Below are 16,277 nucleotides of genomic sequence, written 5' to 3' on the forward strand. Positions count from 1 at the left end.
GTGGGCGCGGGGCTCATGCCGGGCCGGTCTCCCGGTCCTGGGCGTCGCGCCGGTCGTAGGCGCTGACGATGCGCGCGACCAGCGGGTGGCGGACCACGTCGCGCGCCTCGAAGAAGGTGAAGCTGACGCCCTCCACCCCGTGCAGCACGTCGATCGCGTCCTTGAGGCCGGACTTGACGTGCTTCGGCAGGTCGATCTGGGTCATGTCGCCGGTGACCACCGCGGTGCTGCCGAAGCCCAGCCGGGTCAGGAACATCTTCATCTGCTCGATGGTGGTGTTCTGCGCCTCGTCCAGGATCACGAACGCGTCGTTGAGGGTGCGCCCGCGCATGTACGCCAGCGGCGCGATCTCGATCACGTTCTTCTCCAGCAGCTTGACCACCTTCTCCACGCCCAGCATCTCGTACAGCGCGTCGTACAGCGGCCGCAGGTAGGGGTCGACCTTCTGGGTCAGGTCGCCGGGCAGGAAGCCGAGCTTCTCGCCGGCCTCCACCGCCGGGCGCACCAGCACCAGCCGCTGCACCCGCGATTCATTGAGCGCGTCCACCGCCATGGCCACGGCCAGGAAGGTCTTGCCGGTGCCGGCCGGGCCGATGCCGAAATTGATGTCGTGGCTGGCGATGGCGTGCAGGTAGCGCGCCTGGTTGGCGCCGCGGCCGCGGATGGTGCCGCGGCGCACTTTCACCGCCACTTCCTGCGGCTGGTAGCCGGCGTCGTCGATCCGGTCGACGTTGGCCTCGTTCAGGCGCAGGTGGATGCCGTGGCTGTCGAACGTGGTCTCGGCGGCCTCGGTGTACAGCGCGCGCAGCAGGTGCTCGGCGCTGGCGGTCGCGTCCGCTTCCCCGGTCACGCGGAACACGTTGCCGCGGTTGGCGATCTCCACGCCCAGGCGCAGTTCGATCTGGCGCAGGTGCTCATCGAACGGTCCGGCCAGGTTGGCCAGGCGCTCGGTGTCGGCGGGCTCGAGGGTGAAGTCGCGCTGGGTGGGGGCGGTCATCGGGGGCGGCGCCGGACGGCGCGGGCACGGGGTCGCCGCGGTCGCGGCGGAGGACGGAAGCGTAGCGCGGACCGGTCGCCGCGGCCAGCGGCCGGACCTTGCGTTGTAGGAGCCGGGCTTGCCCGCGACACGGGCGTTGGAACCACGAGCGAGTCGCCTGTGCCTGCGACGTCATGTCGCGGGCAAGCCCGGCTCCTACAGACGAACCGGACGATCAGTCCGCCGTCGCCACCCGCCCGCGCAGCGAGTTGGTCAGCGCCTCGGTGATCACCACGTCGACGAACTGGCCGACCAGGCGCGGGTGCCCGGGGAAGTTCACCGAGCGCATGTTCTCGGTCTTGCCGGTCAGCTCGTGCGGGTTCTTCTTCGACGGACCTTCCACCAGCACCGACTGCACGCTGCCGACCATGCCCCGCGAGATGCCGGCGGCGTATTCGTTGATGTGCTTCTGCAGCCGTTCCAAGCGGGCGTGCTTGACCGCCTCCGGCATGTCGTCTTCCAGGTCCGCGGCGGGCGTGCCCGGGCGGCGCGAGTAGATGAAGGAGAAGCTCTGGTCGAAGCCCACGTCCTCGATCAGCTTCATGGTCTTGTCGAAGTCGGCGTCGGTCTCGCCGGGGAAGCCGACGATGAAGTCCGAGGAGATGGAAATGTCCGGGCGCACCGCGCGCAGCTTGCGGATCTTCTGCTTGAACTCCAGCGCGGTGTAGCCGCGCTTCATCGCGCTCAGCACGCGGTCGCTGCCGGCCTGCACCGGCAGGTGCAGGTAGTTGGCCAGCTGCGGCACGTCGCGGTAGGCCTCCACCAGCGAGTCGGAGAACTCCAGCGGGTGCGAAGTGGTGAAGCGGATCCGGCCGACGCCGTCGATCTGGGCGATGGTGCGGATCAGCAGGCCCAGGTCCGCGACCTCTTCGCTGCCCGGTTCACCCATGGGCCCGCGGTAGGCGTTGACGTTCTGCCCCAGCAGGTTGATCTCGCGCACACCCTGCGCGGCCAGCTGCGCCACCTCGACCAGCACGTCCTCGAACGGGCGGCTGACCTCGGTGCCGCGGGTGTACGGCACCACGCAGAACGAGCAGTACTTCGAGCAGCCCTCCATGATCGAGACGAACGCGCTCGGCCCCTCGGCGCGCGGCTCGGGCAGGCGGTCGAACTTCTCGATTTCCGGGAAGCTGATGTCCACCTGCGGCCGGTTCTGTTCGCGGCGGGCGCGGATCAGTTCCGGCAGGCGGTGCAGGGTCTGCGGGCCGAACACCAGGTCCACATACGGCGCGCGCTTGACGATCGCCTCGCCCTCCTGCGAGGCCACGCAGCCGCCGACGCCGATGATCACCTCGCGGCCGTTGGTCTTCAGCCTGCTTTCCTTGAGCACGCGCCAGCGGCCGAGCTGGCTGAACACCTTCTCCTGCGCCTTCTCGCGGATCGAGCAGGTGTTGACCAGGACCACGTCGGCTTCGGCCGGGTCGTCGGTCAGCTCCAGGCCCTCGTGCTCGGCCAGCACGTCGGCCATCTTGGCCGAGTCGTACTCGTTCATCTGGCAGCCGTGGGTCTTGATGTAGAGCTTGCCGCGCGCGCCGCCGGGGATGGGGCGCGGGGCGGTGCCCGGCAACGGGACCAGGGCAGGGGCGGACGGGGGAGCGGGCGCGATGGCGGCGTCCGGACGGGCGTCCGGCGTGGCGGTCATCCCGGTCATGGCGGTTAATCCAGGCGGGCAGGGCCGCTAGTTTAGCCGGGAGCGCCCGCCATGGCGTCCGATCCGTGCCGTCCGGCACGTTTTTCCGCTTGTCGGACAATGGCTTGGCAAGCGCCAGGGAAGCCGGGATACTCCGCGCGATGAAGGGGATGCTGGGGAAAGCGGGCGTGCTGCTGCTCGCGCTGGTCGCCTTGCCGGCCAGCGCCGGCACGCTGTACCGGTGCGTCGGCGCCGACGGCGTTTCCAGCTACGTCAACAAGCGCGTCCCCGGCGCCGAGTGCAGGGTCCACACCCGCTACACCCCTGACCGCAGCCAGCCTCGGCCGGCCAAGGCCGCCCCGGCGCCTGCCGCGGTGGCGACCGCGGCCGCGACGGCGGCCGGCGACGCCTCGGCCCCGGTGATGACCCCGGCAGCGAACCGTTCCGACGCCATCGTCCCGGCCGCCCTGCCGGCGGCGCGGACCACCCCGCCGCAGCGCCGGGTCAGCGGCCAGGTCTATTCCTACATGAAGGATGGCGTTCGCCACTTCAGCAGCCGCCCACCCGCGCGTGGCGGCGGCGCCAGCGAAGTGCGCACGGTCGCCTACAGCTACATCGAGACCTGCTACGCCTGCGGAGTCAATCCGGGCGTGAGCTTCGCCACCGTGCGCCTGAACACCAGCGCCTACCAGGCCGAGATCGCCGCCGCGGCACGCGAGTTCGGGGTCGAGGAGGCGATCGTGCGGGCGATCATCCACGCCGAATCGGCGTTCAACCCCGCCGCGCTGTCGCATGCCGGGGCGCAGGGCCTGATGCAGCTGATGCCGCCGACCGCGCGCCGGTTCGGGGTCACCGACAGCTACGACGCCTCCCAGAACATCCGCGGCGGGGTCCAGTACCTGGCCTGGCTGCTGCGCCGCTACGACGGCGACCTGACCCTGGCCGCGGCCGGCTACAACGCCGGCGAGGGCGCGGTGGACCGCCACAAGGGCGTGCCACCCTACAGCGAGACCCAGCGCTACGTGCAGCGGGTCGGGGTGCTCGCCGAGCGATACCGCGGCGTGCTGGCGGCGCGCTGATCCGGGTCCGGGCCGTGCGTCGCCATTGTCGGCTTGTTAAGCCTTCCGTTACACTTCGCCGTCTTTTGCGGTCGGACCGTGCCTGTCGTGGCCGGTGCCGTGCCGCAGGCAGCCAACGCTACCAGCAGAAGATTTTCGGAGTGCCGGATGGCCAACGATGAGGTCCACCAGCCCGTGAATACGGGCCGACGCCGGTTCCTGACCGCGACCACCGCAGTAGTGGGCGCCGTCGGAGCCGGTTTCGCCGCAGTACCGTTCATCAAGTCGTGGAACCCCAGCGCCCGCGCCCGTCTGGCCGGTGCCCCGGTGATCGCCGACATCAGCGCCCTGCAGGAGGGCCAGCGCCTGATCCTGGAGTGGCGCGGCCAGCCGATCTGGATCGTCAAGCGCTCCCGGGCCGTGCTCGAGGCGCTGCCGACCCTGGACGGCCACCTGCGCGATCCGCAGTCCCGGAACGCCGACCAGCAGCCGGCCTACGTGCTGGCGGCCAACCCGGAACTGCGTTCGCTCAAGCCCGAGATCTCGGTCCTGGTCGGCCTGTGCACCCACCTGGGCTGCGCGCCGGAGATGGCCGCCGAGATCCGGCCCGAGCCGTTCGATCCGGAATGGAAGGGCGGCTACTTCTGCCCGTGCCACAAGTCGCGCTTCGACATGGCCGGGCGCGTGTTCCAGGGCGTGCCGGCGCCGACCAACCTGGTCGTGCCGCCGCACCATTACGCCGATGACAACACGATTGTCGTGGGCGTCGATCCGCAGGGGGCGTAAGCGATGGCGAACATCTTCACCCGCACCGCCACCGGCGTGATGGACTGGGTCAACGCGCGCGCGCCGGCGCTGGCGCCGATGTACCGGAAGCACATGTCCGAGTACTACGCGCCGAAGAACTTCAACATCTGGTACATCTTCGGCGTGCTGTCGATGGTGGTGCTGGTCAACCAGATCGTCACCGGCATCTTCCTGACGATGCACTACAAGCCGAGCGCGGCGGAAGCCTTCGCCTCGGTCGAGTACATCATGCGCGACGTGGAATGGGGCTGGCTGATCCGGTACATGCACAGCACCGGCGCCTCGATTTTCTTCATCGTCGTCTACCTGCACATGTTCCGCGGCCTGATGTACGGCTCCTACCAGAAGCCGCGCGAGCTGGTGTGGATCCTGGGCATGCTGATCTACCTGGTGCTGATGGCCGAGGCCTTCATGGGCTACGTGCTGCCGTGGGGCCAGATGTCGTTCTGGGGCGCCAAGGTGATCATCTCGCTGTTCGGCGCGATCCCGGTGATCGGTCCGGGCCTGACCGAGTGGATCATGGGCGACTACCTGCCGTCCGACGCCACCCTGGGCCGCTTCTTCGCCCTGCACGTGATCGCCCTGCCGCTGGTGCTGCTGCTGCTGGTGGTGCTGCACCTGGGCGCACTGCACGAGGTCGGTTCCAACAACCCCGACGGCGTGGAGATCAAGAAGGGCCCGAAGGGCAACCGCTGGTCGCCGACCGCGCCGGCCGACGGCATCCCGTTCCACCCGTACTACACGGTCAAGGACACGTTCTACGTGTTCGCGATGCTGATCATCGCCGCCTTCATCATCTTCTTCGCCCCGGCGTTCGGCGGCTGGTTCCTCGAGCATGACAACTTCACCGAGGCCAACCGCCTGGTGACGCCCGAGCACATCAAGCCGGTGTGGTACTACACCCCGTTCTACGCGATGTTGCGGGTGGTGCCGGACAAGCTGGGCGGCGTGCTGGTGATGTTCGGCGCGATCATCGTCCTGTTCTTCCTGCCGTGGCTGGACCGGGCCAAGGTCAAGTCGTACCGCTACCGCGGCTGGCTGTCGTGGACGCTGCTGCTGGGCTTCGCCTTCAGCTTCCTGTGGCTGGGCAAGATCGGCGCCGGCCCGGGTACCGACCCGGTGGAGACCATCGTCGGCCGGTTCCTGACCGCCTACTACTTCCTTTTCTTCCTGACCATGCCGCTGTGGACCAAGCTGGACAAGACCAAGCCGGTGCCGGAACGGGTGACGACGCATGACTAAGAAGTGGATTGCCCTGCTAGCCGCTGCCGCCACCGGGCTCCTGTTCTCCGCCGCCGCGCTGGCCGCCGCCGGCGGCCCGGTGCAGCAGGCCGGCAACGACCTGTCCGACAGGGCCTCGCTGCAGCGCGGCGCGCAGCTGTACATGAACTACTGCTCCAGCTGCCACTCGCTGAAGTTCCTGCGCTACTCGCGCATGGCCGACGACCTCGGCCTGAGCGAGGAGGAGGTGATGGGCAACCTCAACCTCACCGGCGCCAAGTTCGGCGAGCACATCCAGGTGACCATGCGCAATGCCGATGGCGAGGCCTGGTTCGGCAAGATGCCGCCGGACCTGAGCCTGATCTCGCGCGTGCGCGGCAGCGACTGGATCTACACCTACCTCAAGTCGTTCTACCTGGACGAGTCGCGGCCGCTGGGCTGGAACAACCAGCTGTTCCCGAACGCCTCCATGCCCAACCCGCTGTGGGAGCTGCAGGGCCTGCAGCACGCCGAGTTCGGCGAGCCCGACGTGATCGGCGAGCGCCACCCCGAGCGGCTGGTGGTCGCCGGGGCCGGCCGGCTGTCGGCGGTCGAGTTCGACCAGGTGGTGCGCGATATCACCAACTTCCTCGAGTACGCGGGCGAGCCGGCCGCGCTGAAGCGGCAGGCGATCGGGGTGTGGGTGATCCTGTTCCTGGTGTTGCTGACCTTCCTGGCCTACCTGCTCAAGCAGGAGTACTGGACGGACGTGCACTGACGCCTCGCGCGCTCTCCCTTGGGGGGCGCGTGCGCGCGACGCCGGGGCCGGGTCATCCCGGCCTTGCGCTTTTCCGGCGCTCCCCGGCACACTCGGGACAATATGCGACTGCCGGCGAGGGGCCTGGCAGCGCGGGTACGGCCGGCGGATTCCGGTCGTCGGAGGCCTAGATGGCAGCGAGCGTGCGCATGCGCAATACCCTGACGTTGTTCTCCTCCGTCGATGACGTGCTGTGTCATCGCGTGCGCCTGGTCCTGGCGGCCAAGGGCGTGACCTACGACCTGGTCCCGGTGGACGCGCAGAACCCACCCGAGGACCTGATCCACCTCAATCCCTACCACTCGGTGCCGACCCTGGTCGAGCGCGAGCTGGTGCTGTACGCCGCCTCGGTGGTCAGCGAGTACCTGGACGAGCGCTACCCGCACCCGCCGCTGATGCCGGTGGACCCGCTGTCGCGCGCGCGCCTGCGCCTGGCGATGCTGCGCATCGAGCACGACTGGGTGCCGCAGGTGCAGGCGATCCAGCTGGGCAACAAGCAGCAGGCCGAGGCCGGGCGCAAGCGGCTGAAGGAGCTGCTGACCGAGTCGCTGCCGCTGTTCAAGGCCAGCAAGTTCTTCCTCAACCCGGAGATGAGCCTGGCCGACTGCGCGATGGCGCCGATCATCTGGCGCCTGCATTCGCTGGACGTGCCGCTGCCCAAGGACGGCAAGGCGATCGAGGACTACGGCAACCGGATCTTCCGCAACCCCGGCTTCATGCGCAGTCTTACCGACCAGGAAAGGAAGCTGCGCGAGCTGCCGGCCTGACCGGCCGCCGGCGAGGGCGTAGACTGCCCGCATGAGCGATGACGCGCCGCGCATGACCAGCTACCGCCCGTACCTGCTGCGGGCGCTGACCGAGTGGATCAACGACAACGGCATGACCCCGCACATCCTGGTGGACGCGGGCGTGGCGGGCGTGCGCGTGCCGCCGGGCGTGGTGCGCGAGGGCAAGGTGGTGCTCAACATCGCCGACCGCGCCGTGGTCGGGCTGCGCATGGACAACGAGTGGATCGAGTTCGCCGCGCGCTTCGGCGGCGTCAGCCAGCCGGTGAGCGTGCCGGTGGCCGCGGTGCTGGCGGTGTACGCGCGCGAGACCGGGCAGGGCATGGTGCTGCCGGAGGAGGCCGCCGGCGGCTCCCACGCGCACGCCGAACGCGATCCGGACGTCGACGGTCCCGACACGCCTCCCGAGGGACCGGCGGATCCGACGCCGGGCAAGCGCCCGCACCTGCGCGTGGTGAAGTAGCCGGCTTGTCGCCGGCCGGGCCCCGGCTCCGGCAGACCCGCAGCACCCTTCCAGCCGTCGTCCCGGCGAAGCACTTCACGGCAGCCGAAGTGCCTCCCAACAGCCGAATGGCCATGACCAGCCATCGTAGGAGCCCGCTTCAACGGACGACACAGGCGTCGCGACCACGACGCGTCGCCTGCGCCGGCGACCGGCAAGCCAACGTCTACGGCAAGCAGCGCGAAAGGGCTACTCGCCGCCCATCCGGGATTCGAACGGCACCACCCGCGCGCCCGAGGACGGCCCGACGAAGGACACCAGCCGGTCGCCGCGCAGCACCAGGCGACCGCTGTGGCGGTCGATGCCGTCGTGCGAGTAGTCGAAGCGGAAGCTGCGTTCCAGGCCGAGCCAGCCGTCCTCGCGCCGGTACAGGCGGAGGCCGGCGGCCTGCACGCTCTGGTCCAGCCATTGCACGTCGGCGGCGGCGCAGGCGTCGCGGCCGAGCGACTCGGCGCGTTCGGCGGCCGCGCGCGCGGCGTTCCACCACGCGAACGCGGCGGCACCGGCGATCATGATCAGGATTACGCTGGGCATGCGCGCACTGTAGCGAAAACCGCTGCCGGCGCGTGGGATCCGGTCTTGCCGTGAACGGGCGTTGGAAGCACGGCGCGGCGCCTGCCTGGCGGATCTTCCACGGTAGGCTGTCTTACAGGGGTGCGGGTGTCGAGGGTGTCGCCTGTGCCCGGGGCGCGTGATGCCGGTTGAACCGGCTCCTGCAACTGCCGCTGCGCCGCCGCTTCCTTGTAGGAGCCCACTTCAGTGGGCGACACGGGCGTCGGGAACACGAGGGCGTCGCCTCTGCCCGGGCGTCGTGTCGCCGGCTGAACCCGGCTCCTACAACAGTAGCCGCGCACCTTGTAGGAGCACAGCTTGGTAGGAGCACAGCTTGCTGGCGATACGGGCGTCGGAGCCCCGGATGGAGTCGCCTGTACCGACGTGGCAGGCCGGCGCCGCTCCCGCCACTCCTACACGGGTGATTCTGGTGCCGGCGCGTCCTCGGGAACCGTTTCCGCATCACCCGGTGCAGCAGGTGCCGCCGGTTCCACTGCCACCGGCACGAAACCGCCCAGTTGCGACTGCGGCTTGAGCTTGAGCAGCACCGCCCAGTCGCGGCGGTTGAAGCTGCAGGCCGCCGGGTCGCCGGGCCTGCAGGTGGCGCCGATCGGAGTGGCGGAATCTTCCGCCGTGTCGCCGCCCGATCCGGCCGGGGCCTGGGCGTGCATCGCCGGCGGCGTGAGTGCAGCTGTCCGTGCCAGGTCGGCCGCTGCTGCTTGCGCCTCCGCCGCACCCGCGCCGGCCACGGCCGGCCCCAGCGCGCCGGGCACCAGCCGGCCGCTGCGGTCCAGCGGCAGCTTGCGCATCACCACCGCGTTGAGCACGTTGCCGCCGATCAGGTACAGGGTCTGGTCGCCGCCGAGGTTGGACGCGACCACGATCTCGCAGTGCGAGCGCGCCGGCATGCGGCCGCGGCCGGACAGTGCCTCGCGCAGCCCCGCGGCGCCGAGGCCGTGGTCGTTGGCGCGCAGGAAGCACAGCATGTCGCCCGGCGCGGGCTTGCCGGAGAACGGGTCGGCATAGAGGTACGGGCTGCTTTCCGGATGGCGCCAGGCGCGGGCGACGTAGTCCATGTGCCGCGGCGAGCCGGCGAAACCCGGCAGCGGCGCGCGGGTCATGACCCAGGAGATGAAGGCCGCCGACCACGGGTTGTCTACCAGGAACGCGCGGCAGTCGTTGTCGACCTCGCGGCTGGCGCCCGGGTACATGCAGCTGGCCGCGCCCGGGGTGCCGCCGCCGGCCATCGACGACAGCGTGCCGCTCTCGCGCCAGTACTGGGCCACGCGCTGCCAGGCCGGGGTGACCTCGTCGTACAGGCGCGCGCGCTCGGCCTCGGTCACGCCCAGCGCGGCCAGGCGCCCGTCGGCCTCGATGAAGGGGCGCAACCACAGCCGGTGCTCCTGGCAGGCGGTGCGCACGATGGCCGCGGCGGTGGCCTCGACGCCGAAGCGCGGCGGCACGTCGCAGGCCTCCACGCCGGCGGCGGCCTCGGCCATGCCCGGCAAGGCCAGGGCCAAGGCCAGGAGCAGGGGCGTGCTGCGGATGCGGCGCATGGCGTGTCCTTTCCCGTCTGGGATCGAGCTTAGCCGCCGTCCGTGCATGTGGCGTGGACGGCGGGATGCTGCCGCTCCCCGTCGGGACAACGCGAAGGGCGTGGGTGCGAGGACACGCACGTCTGCGCAGGAGTTGGGCTTGCCTGCGACGCTGGCGTCGGAATCATTAGGCGCCGCCTGTGCCGACGGCGTCGGGTCGCCGGCTGAACCCGGCTCCTACAACAGCTGCGACACGGCCGCTCTCCTGTAGGAGCTGACTTCAGTCGGCGACACGGGCGTCGGAACCACGAAGGCGTCGCCTGGGCCAACGGCGTCGGGTCGCCGGCTGAACCCGGCTCCTACAGCAGCCGCGGCGCGGCCGCTTTTCTGTAGGAGCTGACTTCAGTCGGCGACACGGGCGTCGGGATCATGAGGGCGTCGCCTGTGCCGATGGCGTCGCGTCGCCGGCTGAACCCGGCTCCTACAACAGCCGCAGCGCAGCCGCTCTTCTGTAGGAGCCCACTTCAGTGGGCGACACGGGCGTTGGGATCATGAGGGCGTCGCCTGTGCCGACGGCGTCGGGTCGCCGGCTGAACCCGGCTCCTACAACAGCCGCGACGCGGCCGCTCTCTGTAGGAGCTGACTTCAGTCGGCGACACGGGCGTCAGGATCACGAGGGTGTCGCCTGTGCCGACGCCATCGCGTCGCGAGCAAGCCCGGCTCCTACAACGGCGGCGGGCCCAGCTTCATCGACAGGTCGATCGCGCGCACGTGCTTGGTCAGCGCGCCGATGGAGATGAAGTCCACGCCGTCCTCGGCGATCGCGCGCAGGCCGGCCAGGTCCACGCCGCCGGAGACCTCCAGCGGGATGCGGCCGCCGAACGGCGCCGAGCGGGCGATGCGCACCGCTTCGCGGCGGTCCTCCGCGGCGAAGTCGTCGACCAGGATCCGGTCGCAGCCGGCGGCCAGCGCCTCGCGCAGCTGGTCCAGGGTCTCCACTTCCACGATCAGCGGCAGCGCCGGCTGCGCGGCGCGCGCGGCGGCGATCGCGGCGGTGACCGAGCCGGCCACGCGGATGTGGTTCTCCTTGAGCATCACCGCGTCGTACAGGCCGATGCGGTGGTTGGCGCCGCCACCGGCGCGGACCGCGTACTTCTGCGCCAGGCGCAGGCCGGGCAGGGTCTTGCGCGTGTCCAGGATGGTCGCACCGGTGCCGCGCACCGCCTCCACGTGCGCGGCGGTGGCGGTGGCGGTGCCCGAGAGCGTCTGCAGGAAGTTCAGCGCGGTGCGCTCGGCGCTGACCAGGGCGCGGCTGCGGCCCTCCAGCAGGGCCAGCACGGTGCCGGCGGCGATCCGGTCGCCTTCCCCGACACTCCATTCGATCCGCACCCGGGGATCCAGCGCACGATGGCAGGCGTCGAACCAGGGCCGGCCGGCGACGACCGCGTCCTCCTTGCACAGCAGGTAGGCGCGCTCGGGCACGTCGGGCAGCAAGGCGGCGGTGACGTCGCCGCTGCCCAGGTCCTCCTCGAGCGCGCGGCGTACGTCGGCCAGCACGGTCGCTTCGTCCGGCGGCACGAGCATGGGCCGGGCCATGGTGCGCCTCAGGCGGACGGGAAGTCGGCCACCTGCGAGGTGGCCAGCGCCTCCTCGACCAGCAGCACCGGGATGCCATCGTCGACCCGGAACACCTGCCGGCGGTCGCGGGTGACCAGCGCCTCGCGCAGCGGCTCGGCCTGCGGGCTGCCGTCGCCGCGCCGCACCTGGCCGGCGGCGATCGCCCGGTTCAGGGCGTCCAGGCCGCGCGGCTCCAGCAGCGCCAGCGGCTGGCGGGTATCGGGCGAGCACAGCAGGTCGAGCAGCTTGCGGTCCATGGGTCCGATCGGTCGGGTGGAAGGCGGCTAGAATACGGCCTTGTCACCGAGGACGGCCATGCCAGCCCAGCCCAGCAGTACGATCGACAGCCTGCCAGCGACGCCCCTTGTCGGTCTCGTCATGGGATCGCGCTCCGACTGGGAAACGATGCAGCACGCCGCCCAGAAGCTCGACGCGCTGGGCGTCCCGCACGAGGTCAAGGTGGTGTCCGCCCACCGTACCCCGGACGTGTTGTTCGAGTACGCGGCCAGCGCGAAGGCGCGCGGCCTGCGCGCGATCATCGCCGGCGCCGGCGGCGCGGCGCACCTGCCGGGCATGCTCGCCTCCAAGACCGCGGTACCGGTGCTGGGCGTGCCGGTGCAGAGCAAGGCGCTCAACGGCATGGACTCGCTGCTGTCGATCGTGCAGATGCCGGCCGGCATCCCGGTGGCGACCTTCGCCATCGGCAATGCCGGCGCCGCCAACGCCGGCCTGTTCGCCGCCGCGCTGCTGGCCGCCGAGCATCCGGCGATCGCGCAGGCACTGGACGAATTCCGCCAGCGCCAGACCGACGACGTCACCGCCCACGACGATCCGCGGCAATGACCACGGTAGGTATCCTCGGCGGCGGGCAGCTGGCCCGCATGATGGCGCTTTCCGGCGCGCCGCTGGGCCTGCGCTTCCTGGTCATGGACACCGTGGCCGACGCCTGCGCCGGCCAGTTCGCGCCGCTGCTGGTCGGCGACTATCGCGACGAGGCCGCGCTGGCCGAGTTCGCCGGCAAGGTCGACGTGGCCACCTTCGATTTCGAGAACGTGCCGGCCGAAAGCGCCGAGTGGCTGTCGGCGCGGGTGCCGGTATTCCCCAACCCGCGCGCGCTGGCGGTGGCCCAGGACCGGCTGGCCGAGAAGACCCTGTTCCGCGAACTGGACATCCCGGTGCCGGCGTTCGCCGCGGTCGCTAGCCGGCAGGAACTGGACCAGGCGCTGGCCACGGTCGGCGTGCCCTGCATCCTCAAGACCCGCCGCCTGGGCTACGACGGCAAGGGCCAGTTCCGGATCCGCTCGCTGGCCGATGCCGATGCCGCCTGGCAGGCGCTGGGCGCGCAGGCCGGCACGGTCGGCCTGATCGTCGAGGCCTTCGTGCCGTTCGAGCGCGAGCTGAGCGTGGTCGCCGTGCGCGGCCGCGACGGCGAGTTCCGCACCTGGCCGCTGACCGAGAACTGGCACGTCGACGGCGTGCTGTCGGCCAGCCTGGCGCCGGCGCGGGTCGACCCGGCGCTGGCGGACACGGCCACCGGCTACGCCCGCCGCCTGGCCGAACGGCTCGACTACGTGGGCGTGTTCGCGCTGGAGCTGTTCTGCCGTGATGGCGCGCTGCTGGCCAACGAACTGGCGCCGCGGGTGCACAACTCCGGGCACTGGACCATCGAAGGCGCCGAGACCTCGCAGTTCCAGAACCACCTGCGCGCGGTGCTGGGCCTGCCGCTGGGCGCCACCGATGTGCGCGGCCGGGCCTGCATGCTCAACTGGATCGGGGCGATGCCCGAGGCCGGCCCGGTGCTGGCCGAGCCCGGCGGGCACTGGCACGACTACGGCAAGGAGCCGCGCGAGGGCCGCAAGGTCGGCCATGCCACACTGCGCGCGGACGCGCCATCGGTGCTGGCCGATGCGCTGGAGCGGGTGGGCCAGGCGCTGGGGCGGCAGTCGCAGGTCGCGCCGCCGGTGGCGGCGCTGCGCGGCGGCTGAGGCCTGGGCGGCGCAGCCGGGTCCGCTGGTTCTAGTGACCGCGCCGGCTTCCTGTAGGAGCGGGCATGACCGCGACACGGGCGTCGGAATCATGATGGCGTCGCCTGTGCCGATGGCGTCGGGTCGCGGTCATGCCCGCTCCTACAACGGCGGTGGCGAACTGGCCGGCGTACCCGCCATCCATCCGTCAGCCCTGCATCAACGCAGGCGCCTGACCACCGCCTCCCAGTCCACCACCTTCCAGAACGCTTCCAGGTAGTCGCCACGCGCGTTCTGCCGGTCGAGGTAGTACGCGTGCTCCCACGCATCGCAGGCCAGCAGCGGCGTATCGGCGCCGGTCAGCGGGGTGGCCGCGCCGCGGGTGGCGACGATGCCGGGACTGCCGTCCGGACGCTGCACCAGCCAGACCCAGCCCGAGCCGAACAGCCCCAGCGCCATCCGGTTGAACTCGTCGCGGAAGCGGGCGAAGTCGCCGTACTGGCGGGCCAGCAGCTCGCCCAGGCGGCCACCGGGCTCGCCGCCGCCGCGCGGCGACAGGCAGGTCCAGTAGAAGCCGTGGTTCCAGGCCTGCGCGGCCTGTTCGGCCAGGCGCCCGCGCGCGCGGCGGACGACGTCCTCCAGCGCCAGGCCCTCCAGCCCGCTGCCCTCGAGCAGGCGGTTGGCCTCGTCCACGTAGCCGCGGTGGTGGCCGCCGTGGTGCAGGTCCAGGGTCGCGGCGGAGATGTGCGGTTCCAGCGCGGCGCGGGCGTAGGGCAGGGCGGGCAGTTCGATCGGCATGCGTCCTCGAGGGGCCGGCGCGGTGGCGCGCAAGGTTACAATTGCGGCCTCAGTTTAGCCGACGGCGGGGCGCACCCCCGGCGTCCAGGAGAGTTCGCAATGGCGGTGATGGAGCGCATCCAGGCCGAGGTGGAAAGCCATCCGATCGTGCTGTTCATGAAGGGCACGCCGGCCTATCCGATGTGCGGGTTCTCCGCGCGCGCGGTGCAGGCGCTGCAGGCGGCCGGCGCCGAGCAGCTGCACACGGTCAACGTGCTGGAGGAGCCGGAGGTCCGCGCCAACCTGCCGCGCTATTCCAACTGGCCGACGTTCCCGCAGCTTTTCCTGCACGGCGAGCTGATCGGCGGCTGCGACATCACCCTGGAGTTGCTGGAGTCCGGCGAACTGCAGCGCATGGTCAGCGAAGCGCAGTCGCAGTGAGCCTGGTCGACCTGCCTTCCGCCGCGCCGCAGCCGCTGGCCGGCCGCGTGGTCCTGCTCAGCGGCGCCCATGGCGGCCTCGGCGCGGCCGCGGCCCGGGCCTGCGCCGCCGCCGGCGCGACCCTGGTCCTGGCCGGGCGCCGGCTGCCCAAGCTCAACCGCGTCTACGATGCCGTGGCCCAGGCCGGCCCCGAGCCGCTGCTGTACCCGCTGGACCTGGAGGGCGCAGGCCCGGACGACTACGCCGAGCTGGCCGACCGCCTGCAGGCCGAACTGGGACGGCTGGACGGGCTGCTGCATTGCGCCGCCGAGTTCCGCGGCCTGACCCCGCTCGAGCACCTCGACCCGGCTGCCTTCGCCCGCGCCATCCACGTCAACCTGACCGCGCCGTGGTGGCTGGTCCAGGCCTGCCTGCCGCTGCTGCGGCAGGCGCCGGACGCCGCGGTGGTGGTGGCGGTCGACGACCCGGCCCGGGTCGGCCAGGCCTACTGGGGCGGCTACGGCGTGGCCCAGCACGGCCTGCATGCGCTGGTCCGGATGCTGGCGGCCGAGCTGGCCGGCACCCCGGTGCGGGTCGCCGGCCTGCAGCCGGGCCCGATGCGCACCCCGCTGCGCGCCCGCGCCTACGCCGACGACCTCGGCGAGGACCTGCGCGACCCCGAGGCCTACGCCGGCGCCTGCGTCACCCTGCTGTCGGCGGCCGGCGCGACCCACCGCGGCACGGTCTGGGACGCCGCCGCCGGGAACGCCGCGCCATGACCATCCTGTCGGCCGCGCTGCTGCTGTTCCTGATCCTGGACCCGTTGGGCAACGTCCCGGTGTTCCTGAGCGTGCTCAAGCCGCTGCCGCCCAAGCGGCAGCGGGTGGTGCTGATCCGCGAGCTACTGATCGCCCTGGCGGTGCTGATGCTGTTCCTGTGGTGCGGCAAGTACGCCCTGGAGCTGATGCACCTGCGCCAGGAGTCGGTCTCCATCGCCGGCGGCATCGTCCTGTTCCTGATCGGCATCCGCATGATCTTCCCGCGGCCGGAAGGGTTGATGGGCGAGATCCCGGACGGCGAGCCGTTCATCGTGCCCCTGGCCATCCCGCTGGTCGCCGGCCCTTCGGGCATGGCCGCGGTGATGCTGATGGGCAGCAGCGAGCCGGACCGGCTGGGCGAATGGAGTCTGGCCCTGTTCCTGGCCTGGGCCGCCACGGCGGCGATCCTGCTGGCCGCGCCGCTCCTGTACCGGCTGCTGGGCCGGCGCGCCCTGACCGCCATCGAGCGGCTGATGGGCATGCTGCTGGTCGCCATTTCGGTGCAGATGCTGCTCGACGGCCTGGTGGCCTACCTCAAGCTGGGCGGCTGATCACGAAGCTGGGGGCGTCCGCGGCACGGCGCCGACGGGACGCTCATGACGGATTGCTGCGTCGCAATAGTTTTTTGTCATATCGCCGTCACACGCCCTTTCTAGCATGTTAATCTGATGTTAACCCCTGTGACGGTGGTCGCAGGGAAGCCATCTCGCCGCTTTGCACCGGGCAAATCGCCTGAACGCCATCCAATCCGAGGCCCTC

The 16,277-nt window shown here is 71.1% G+C and carries 18 protein-coding genes; 11 read left to right on the forward strand and 7 right to left on the reverse strand.

All coding sequences use genetic code 11. From position 1 onward, the window contains the following. Positions 1-13: 13 nt before the first annotated feature. Both WQ53_RS12455 and miaB read right to left on the reverse strand, forming a co-directional pair. Positions 14-997: a PhoH family protein gene (locus tag WQ53_RS12455; protein WP_052632846.1), complete on the reverse strand. Its 984-nt coding sequence runs from the start codon at positions 995-997 to the stop codon at positions 14-16. Positions 998-1,211: 214 nt separating this feature from the next. Further along, on the reverse strand, positions 1,212-2,678 hold the full coding sequence (gene miaB, locus WQ53_RS12460; protein WP_082113015.1) for a tRNA (N6-isopentenyl adenosine(37)-C2)-methylthiotransferase MiaB: 1,467 nt from the start codon (positions 2,676-2,678) through the stop codon (positions 1,212-1,214). Positions 2,679-2,827: 149 nt separating this feature from the next. Between miaB and WQ53_RS12465 the strand changes: the two genes are divergently transcribed. From WQ53_RS12465 to WQ53_RS12490, 6 genes are all read left to right on the forward strand, one after another. Then, positions 2,828-3,745 (forward strand): lytic transglycosylase domain-containing protein, encoded by a 918-nt coding sequence (locus WQ53_RS12465; protein ID WP_052632847.1) that lies wholly within the window; start codon positions 2,828-2,830, stop codon positions 3,743-3,745. 147 nt (positions 3,746-3,892) lie between these two features. Then, positions 3,893-4,510 (forward strand): ubiquinol-cytochrome c reductase iron-sulfur subunit, encoded by a 618-nt coding sequence (petA, locus tag WQ53_RS12470; RefSeq protein ID WP_052632849.1) that lies wholly within the window; start codon positions 3,893-3,895, stop codon positions 4,508-4,510. Positions 4,511-4,513: 3 nt separating this feature from the next. Beyond that, on the forward strand, positions 4,514-5,773 hold the full coding sequence (locus WQ53_RS12475) for a cytochrome b (protein WP_052632851.1): 1,260 nt from the start codon (positions 4,514-4,516) through the stop codon (positions 5,771-5,773). Then, entirely contained in the window at positions 5,766-6,509 is a 744-nt protein-coding gene (locus WQ53_RS12480; protein WP_052632852.1) for a cytochrome c1, read from the forward strand. Before WQ53_RS12475 ends, WQ53_RS12480 begins: the two co-directional genes overlap by 8 nt. A gap of 170 nt (positions 6,510-6,679) precedes the next feature. Next, the gene (locus WQ53_RS12485; RefSeq protein WP_052632854.1) at positions 6,680-7,315 is read left to right on the forward strand and encodes a glutathione S-transferase N-terminal domain-containing protein; all 636 of its coding nucleotides are present in this window, start codon (positions 6,680-6,682) and stop codon (positions 7,313-7,315) included. Between the two features lie 31 nt (positions 7,316-7,346). Further along, on the forward strand, positions 7,347-7,796 hold the full coding sequence (locus WQ53_RS12490; RefSeq protein ID WP_052632856.1) for a ClpXP protease specificity-enhancing factor: 450 nt from the start codon (positions 7,347-7,349) through the stop codon (positions 7,794-7,796). 228 nt (positions 7,797-8,024) lie between these two features. On the opposite strand, the gene WQ53_RS12495 is transcribed toward WQ53_RS12490, so the two are convergent. From WQ53_RS12495 to WQ53_RS12510, 4 genes are all read right to left on the reverse strand, one after another. After that, a complete protein-coding gene (locus WQ53_RS12495; RefSeq protein WP_052632858.1) occupies positions 8,025-8,369 on the reverse strand; it encodes a DUF3301 domain-containing protein in 345 nt (114 codons plus the stop codon). Positions 8,370-8,800: 431 nt separating this feature from the next. After that, positions 8,801-9,943, reverse strand: a complete 1,143-nt coding sequence (locus tag WQ53_RS12500) for a DUF2272 domain-containing protein (protein ID WP_144409327.1) — start codon at positions 9,941-9,943, stop codon at positions 8,801-8,803. 702 nt (positions 9,944-10,645) lie between these two features. Next, a complete protein-coding gene (gene nadC / locus WQ53_RS12505; protein ID WP_052632859.1) occupies positions 10,646-11,518 on the reverse strand; it encodes a carboxylating nicotinate-nucleotide diphosphorylase in 873 nt (290 codons plus the stop codon). Between the two features lie 8 nt (positions 11,519-11,526). After that, complete coding sequence (locus WQ53_RS12510) at positions 11,527-11,796, reverse strand: Trm112 family protein (protein WP_052632861.1); 270 nt, start codon at positions 11,794-11,796, stop codon at positions 11,527-11,529. A gap of 58 nt (positions 11,797-11,854) precedes the next feature. On the opposite strand from WQ53_RS12510, the gene purE reads away from it, so the two are divergent. Both purE and WQ53_RS12520 read left to right on the forward strand, forming a co-directional pair. Continuing rightward, a complete protein-coding gene (purE, locus tag WQ53_RS12515) occupies positions 11,855-12,382 on the forward strand; it encodes a 5-(carboxyamino)imidazole ribonucleotide mutase (protein ID WP_052632863.1) in 528 nt (175 codons plus the stop codon). Continuing rightward, positions 12,379-13,524 carry a 5-(carboxyamino)imidazole ribonucleotide synthase gene (locus tag WQ53_RS12520; RefSeq protein ID WP_052632865.1) on the forward strand — a complete coding sequence of 382 codons (1,146 nt, stop codon included), beginning with the start codon at positions 12,379-12,381 and terminating at the stop codon, positions 13,522-13,524. The genes purE and WQ53_RS12520 overlap by 4 nt, the downstream gene beginning before the upstream one ends. Before the next feature lie 198 nt (positions 13,525-13,722). Here WQ53_RS12520 and WQ53_RS12525 read toward each other — a convergent pair whose 3' ends face one another. After that, positions 13,723-14,301 (reverse strand): superoxide dismutase, encoded by a 579-nt coding sequence (locus WQ53_RS12525; protein ID WP_052632867.1) that lies wholly within the window; start codon positions 14,299-14,301, stop codon positions 13,723-13,725. A gap of 99 nt (positions 14,302-14,400) precedes the next feature. Between WQ53_RS12525 and grxD the strand changes: the two genes are divergently transcribed. The 3 genes from grxD to WQ53_RS12540 are packed head-to-tail and all read left to right on the forward strand — an operon-like array spanning position 14,401 to position 16,069. Beyond that, positions 14,401-14,721 (forward strand): Grx4 family monothiol glutaredoxin, encoded by a 321-nt coding sequence (grxD, locus tag WQ53_RS12530; RefSeq protein WP_052632869.1) that lies wholly within the window; start codon positions 14,401-14,403, stop codon positions 14,719-14,721. After that, positions 14,718-15,479 carry an SDR family oxidoreductase gene (locus tag WQ53_RS12535; RefSeq protein ID WP_082113016.1) on the forward strand — a complete coding sequence of 254 codons (762 nt, stop codon included), beginning with the start codon at positions 14,718-14,720 and terminating at the stop codon, positions 15,477-15,479. The genes grxD and WQ53_RS12535 overlap by 4 nt, the downstream gene beginning before the upstream one ends. Beyond that, the gene (locus WQ53_RS12540; RefSeq protein WP_052632871.1) at positions 15,476-16,069 is read left to right on the forward strand and encodes a YhgN family NAAT transporter; all 594 of its coding nucleotides are present in this window, start codon (positions 15,476-15,478) and stop codon (positions 16,067-16,069) included. Before WQ53_RS12535 ends, WQ53_RS12540 begins: the two co-directional genes overlap by 4 nt. The last annotated feature ends 208 nt before the right edge of the window (positions 16,070-16,277 follow it).

Origin of the sequence: Pseudoxanthomonas suwonensis (genome assembly GCF_000972865.1) — a bacterium.
GTDB classification, from domain to species: domain Bacteria; phylum Pseudomonadota; class Gammaproteobacteria; order Xanthomonadales; family Xanthomonadaceae; genus Pseudoxanthomonas; species Pseudoxanthomonas suwonensis_B.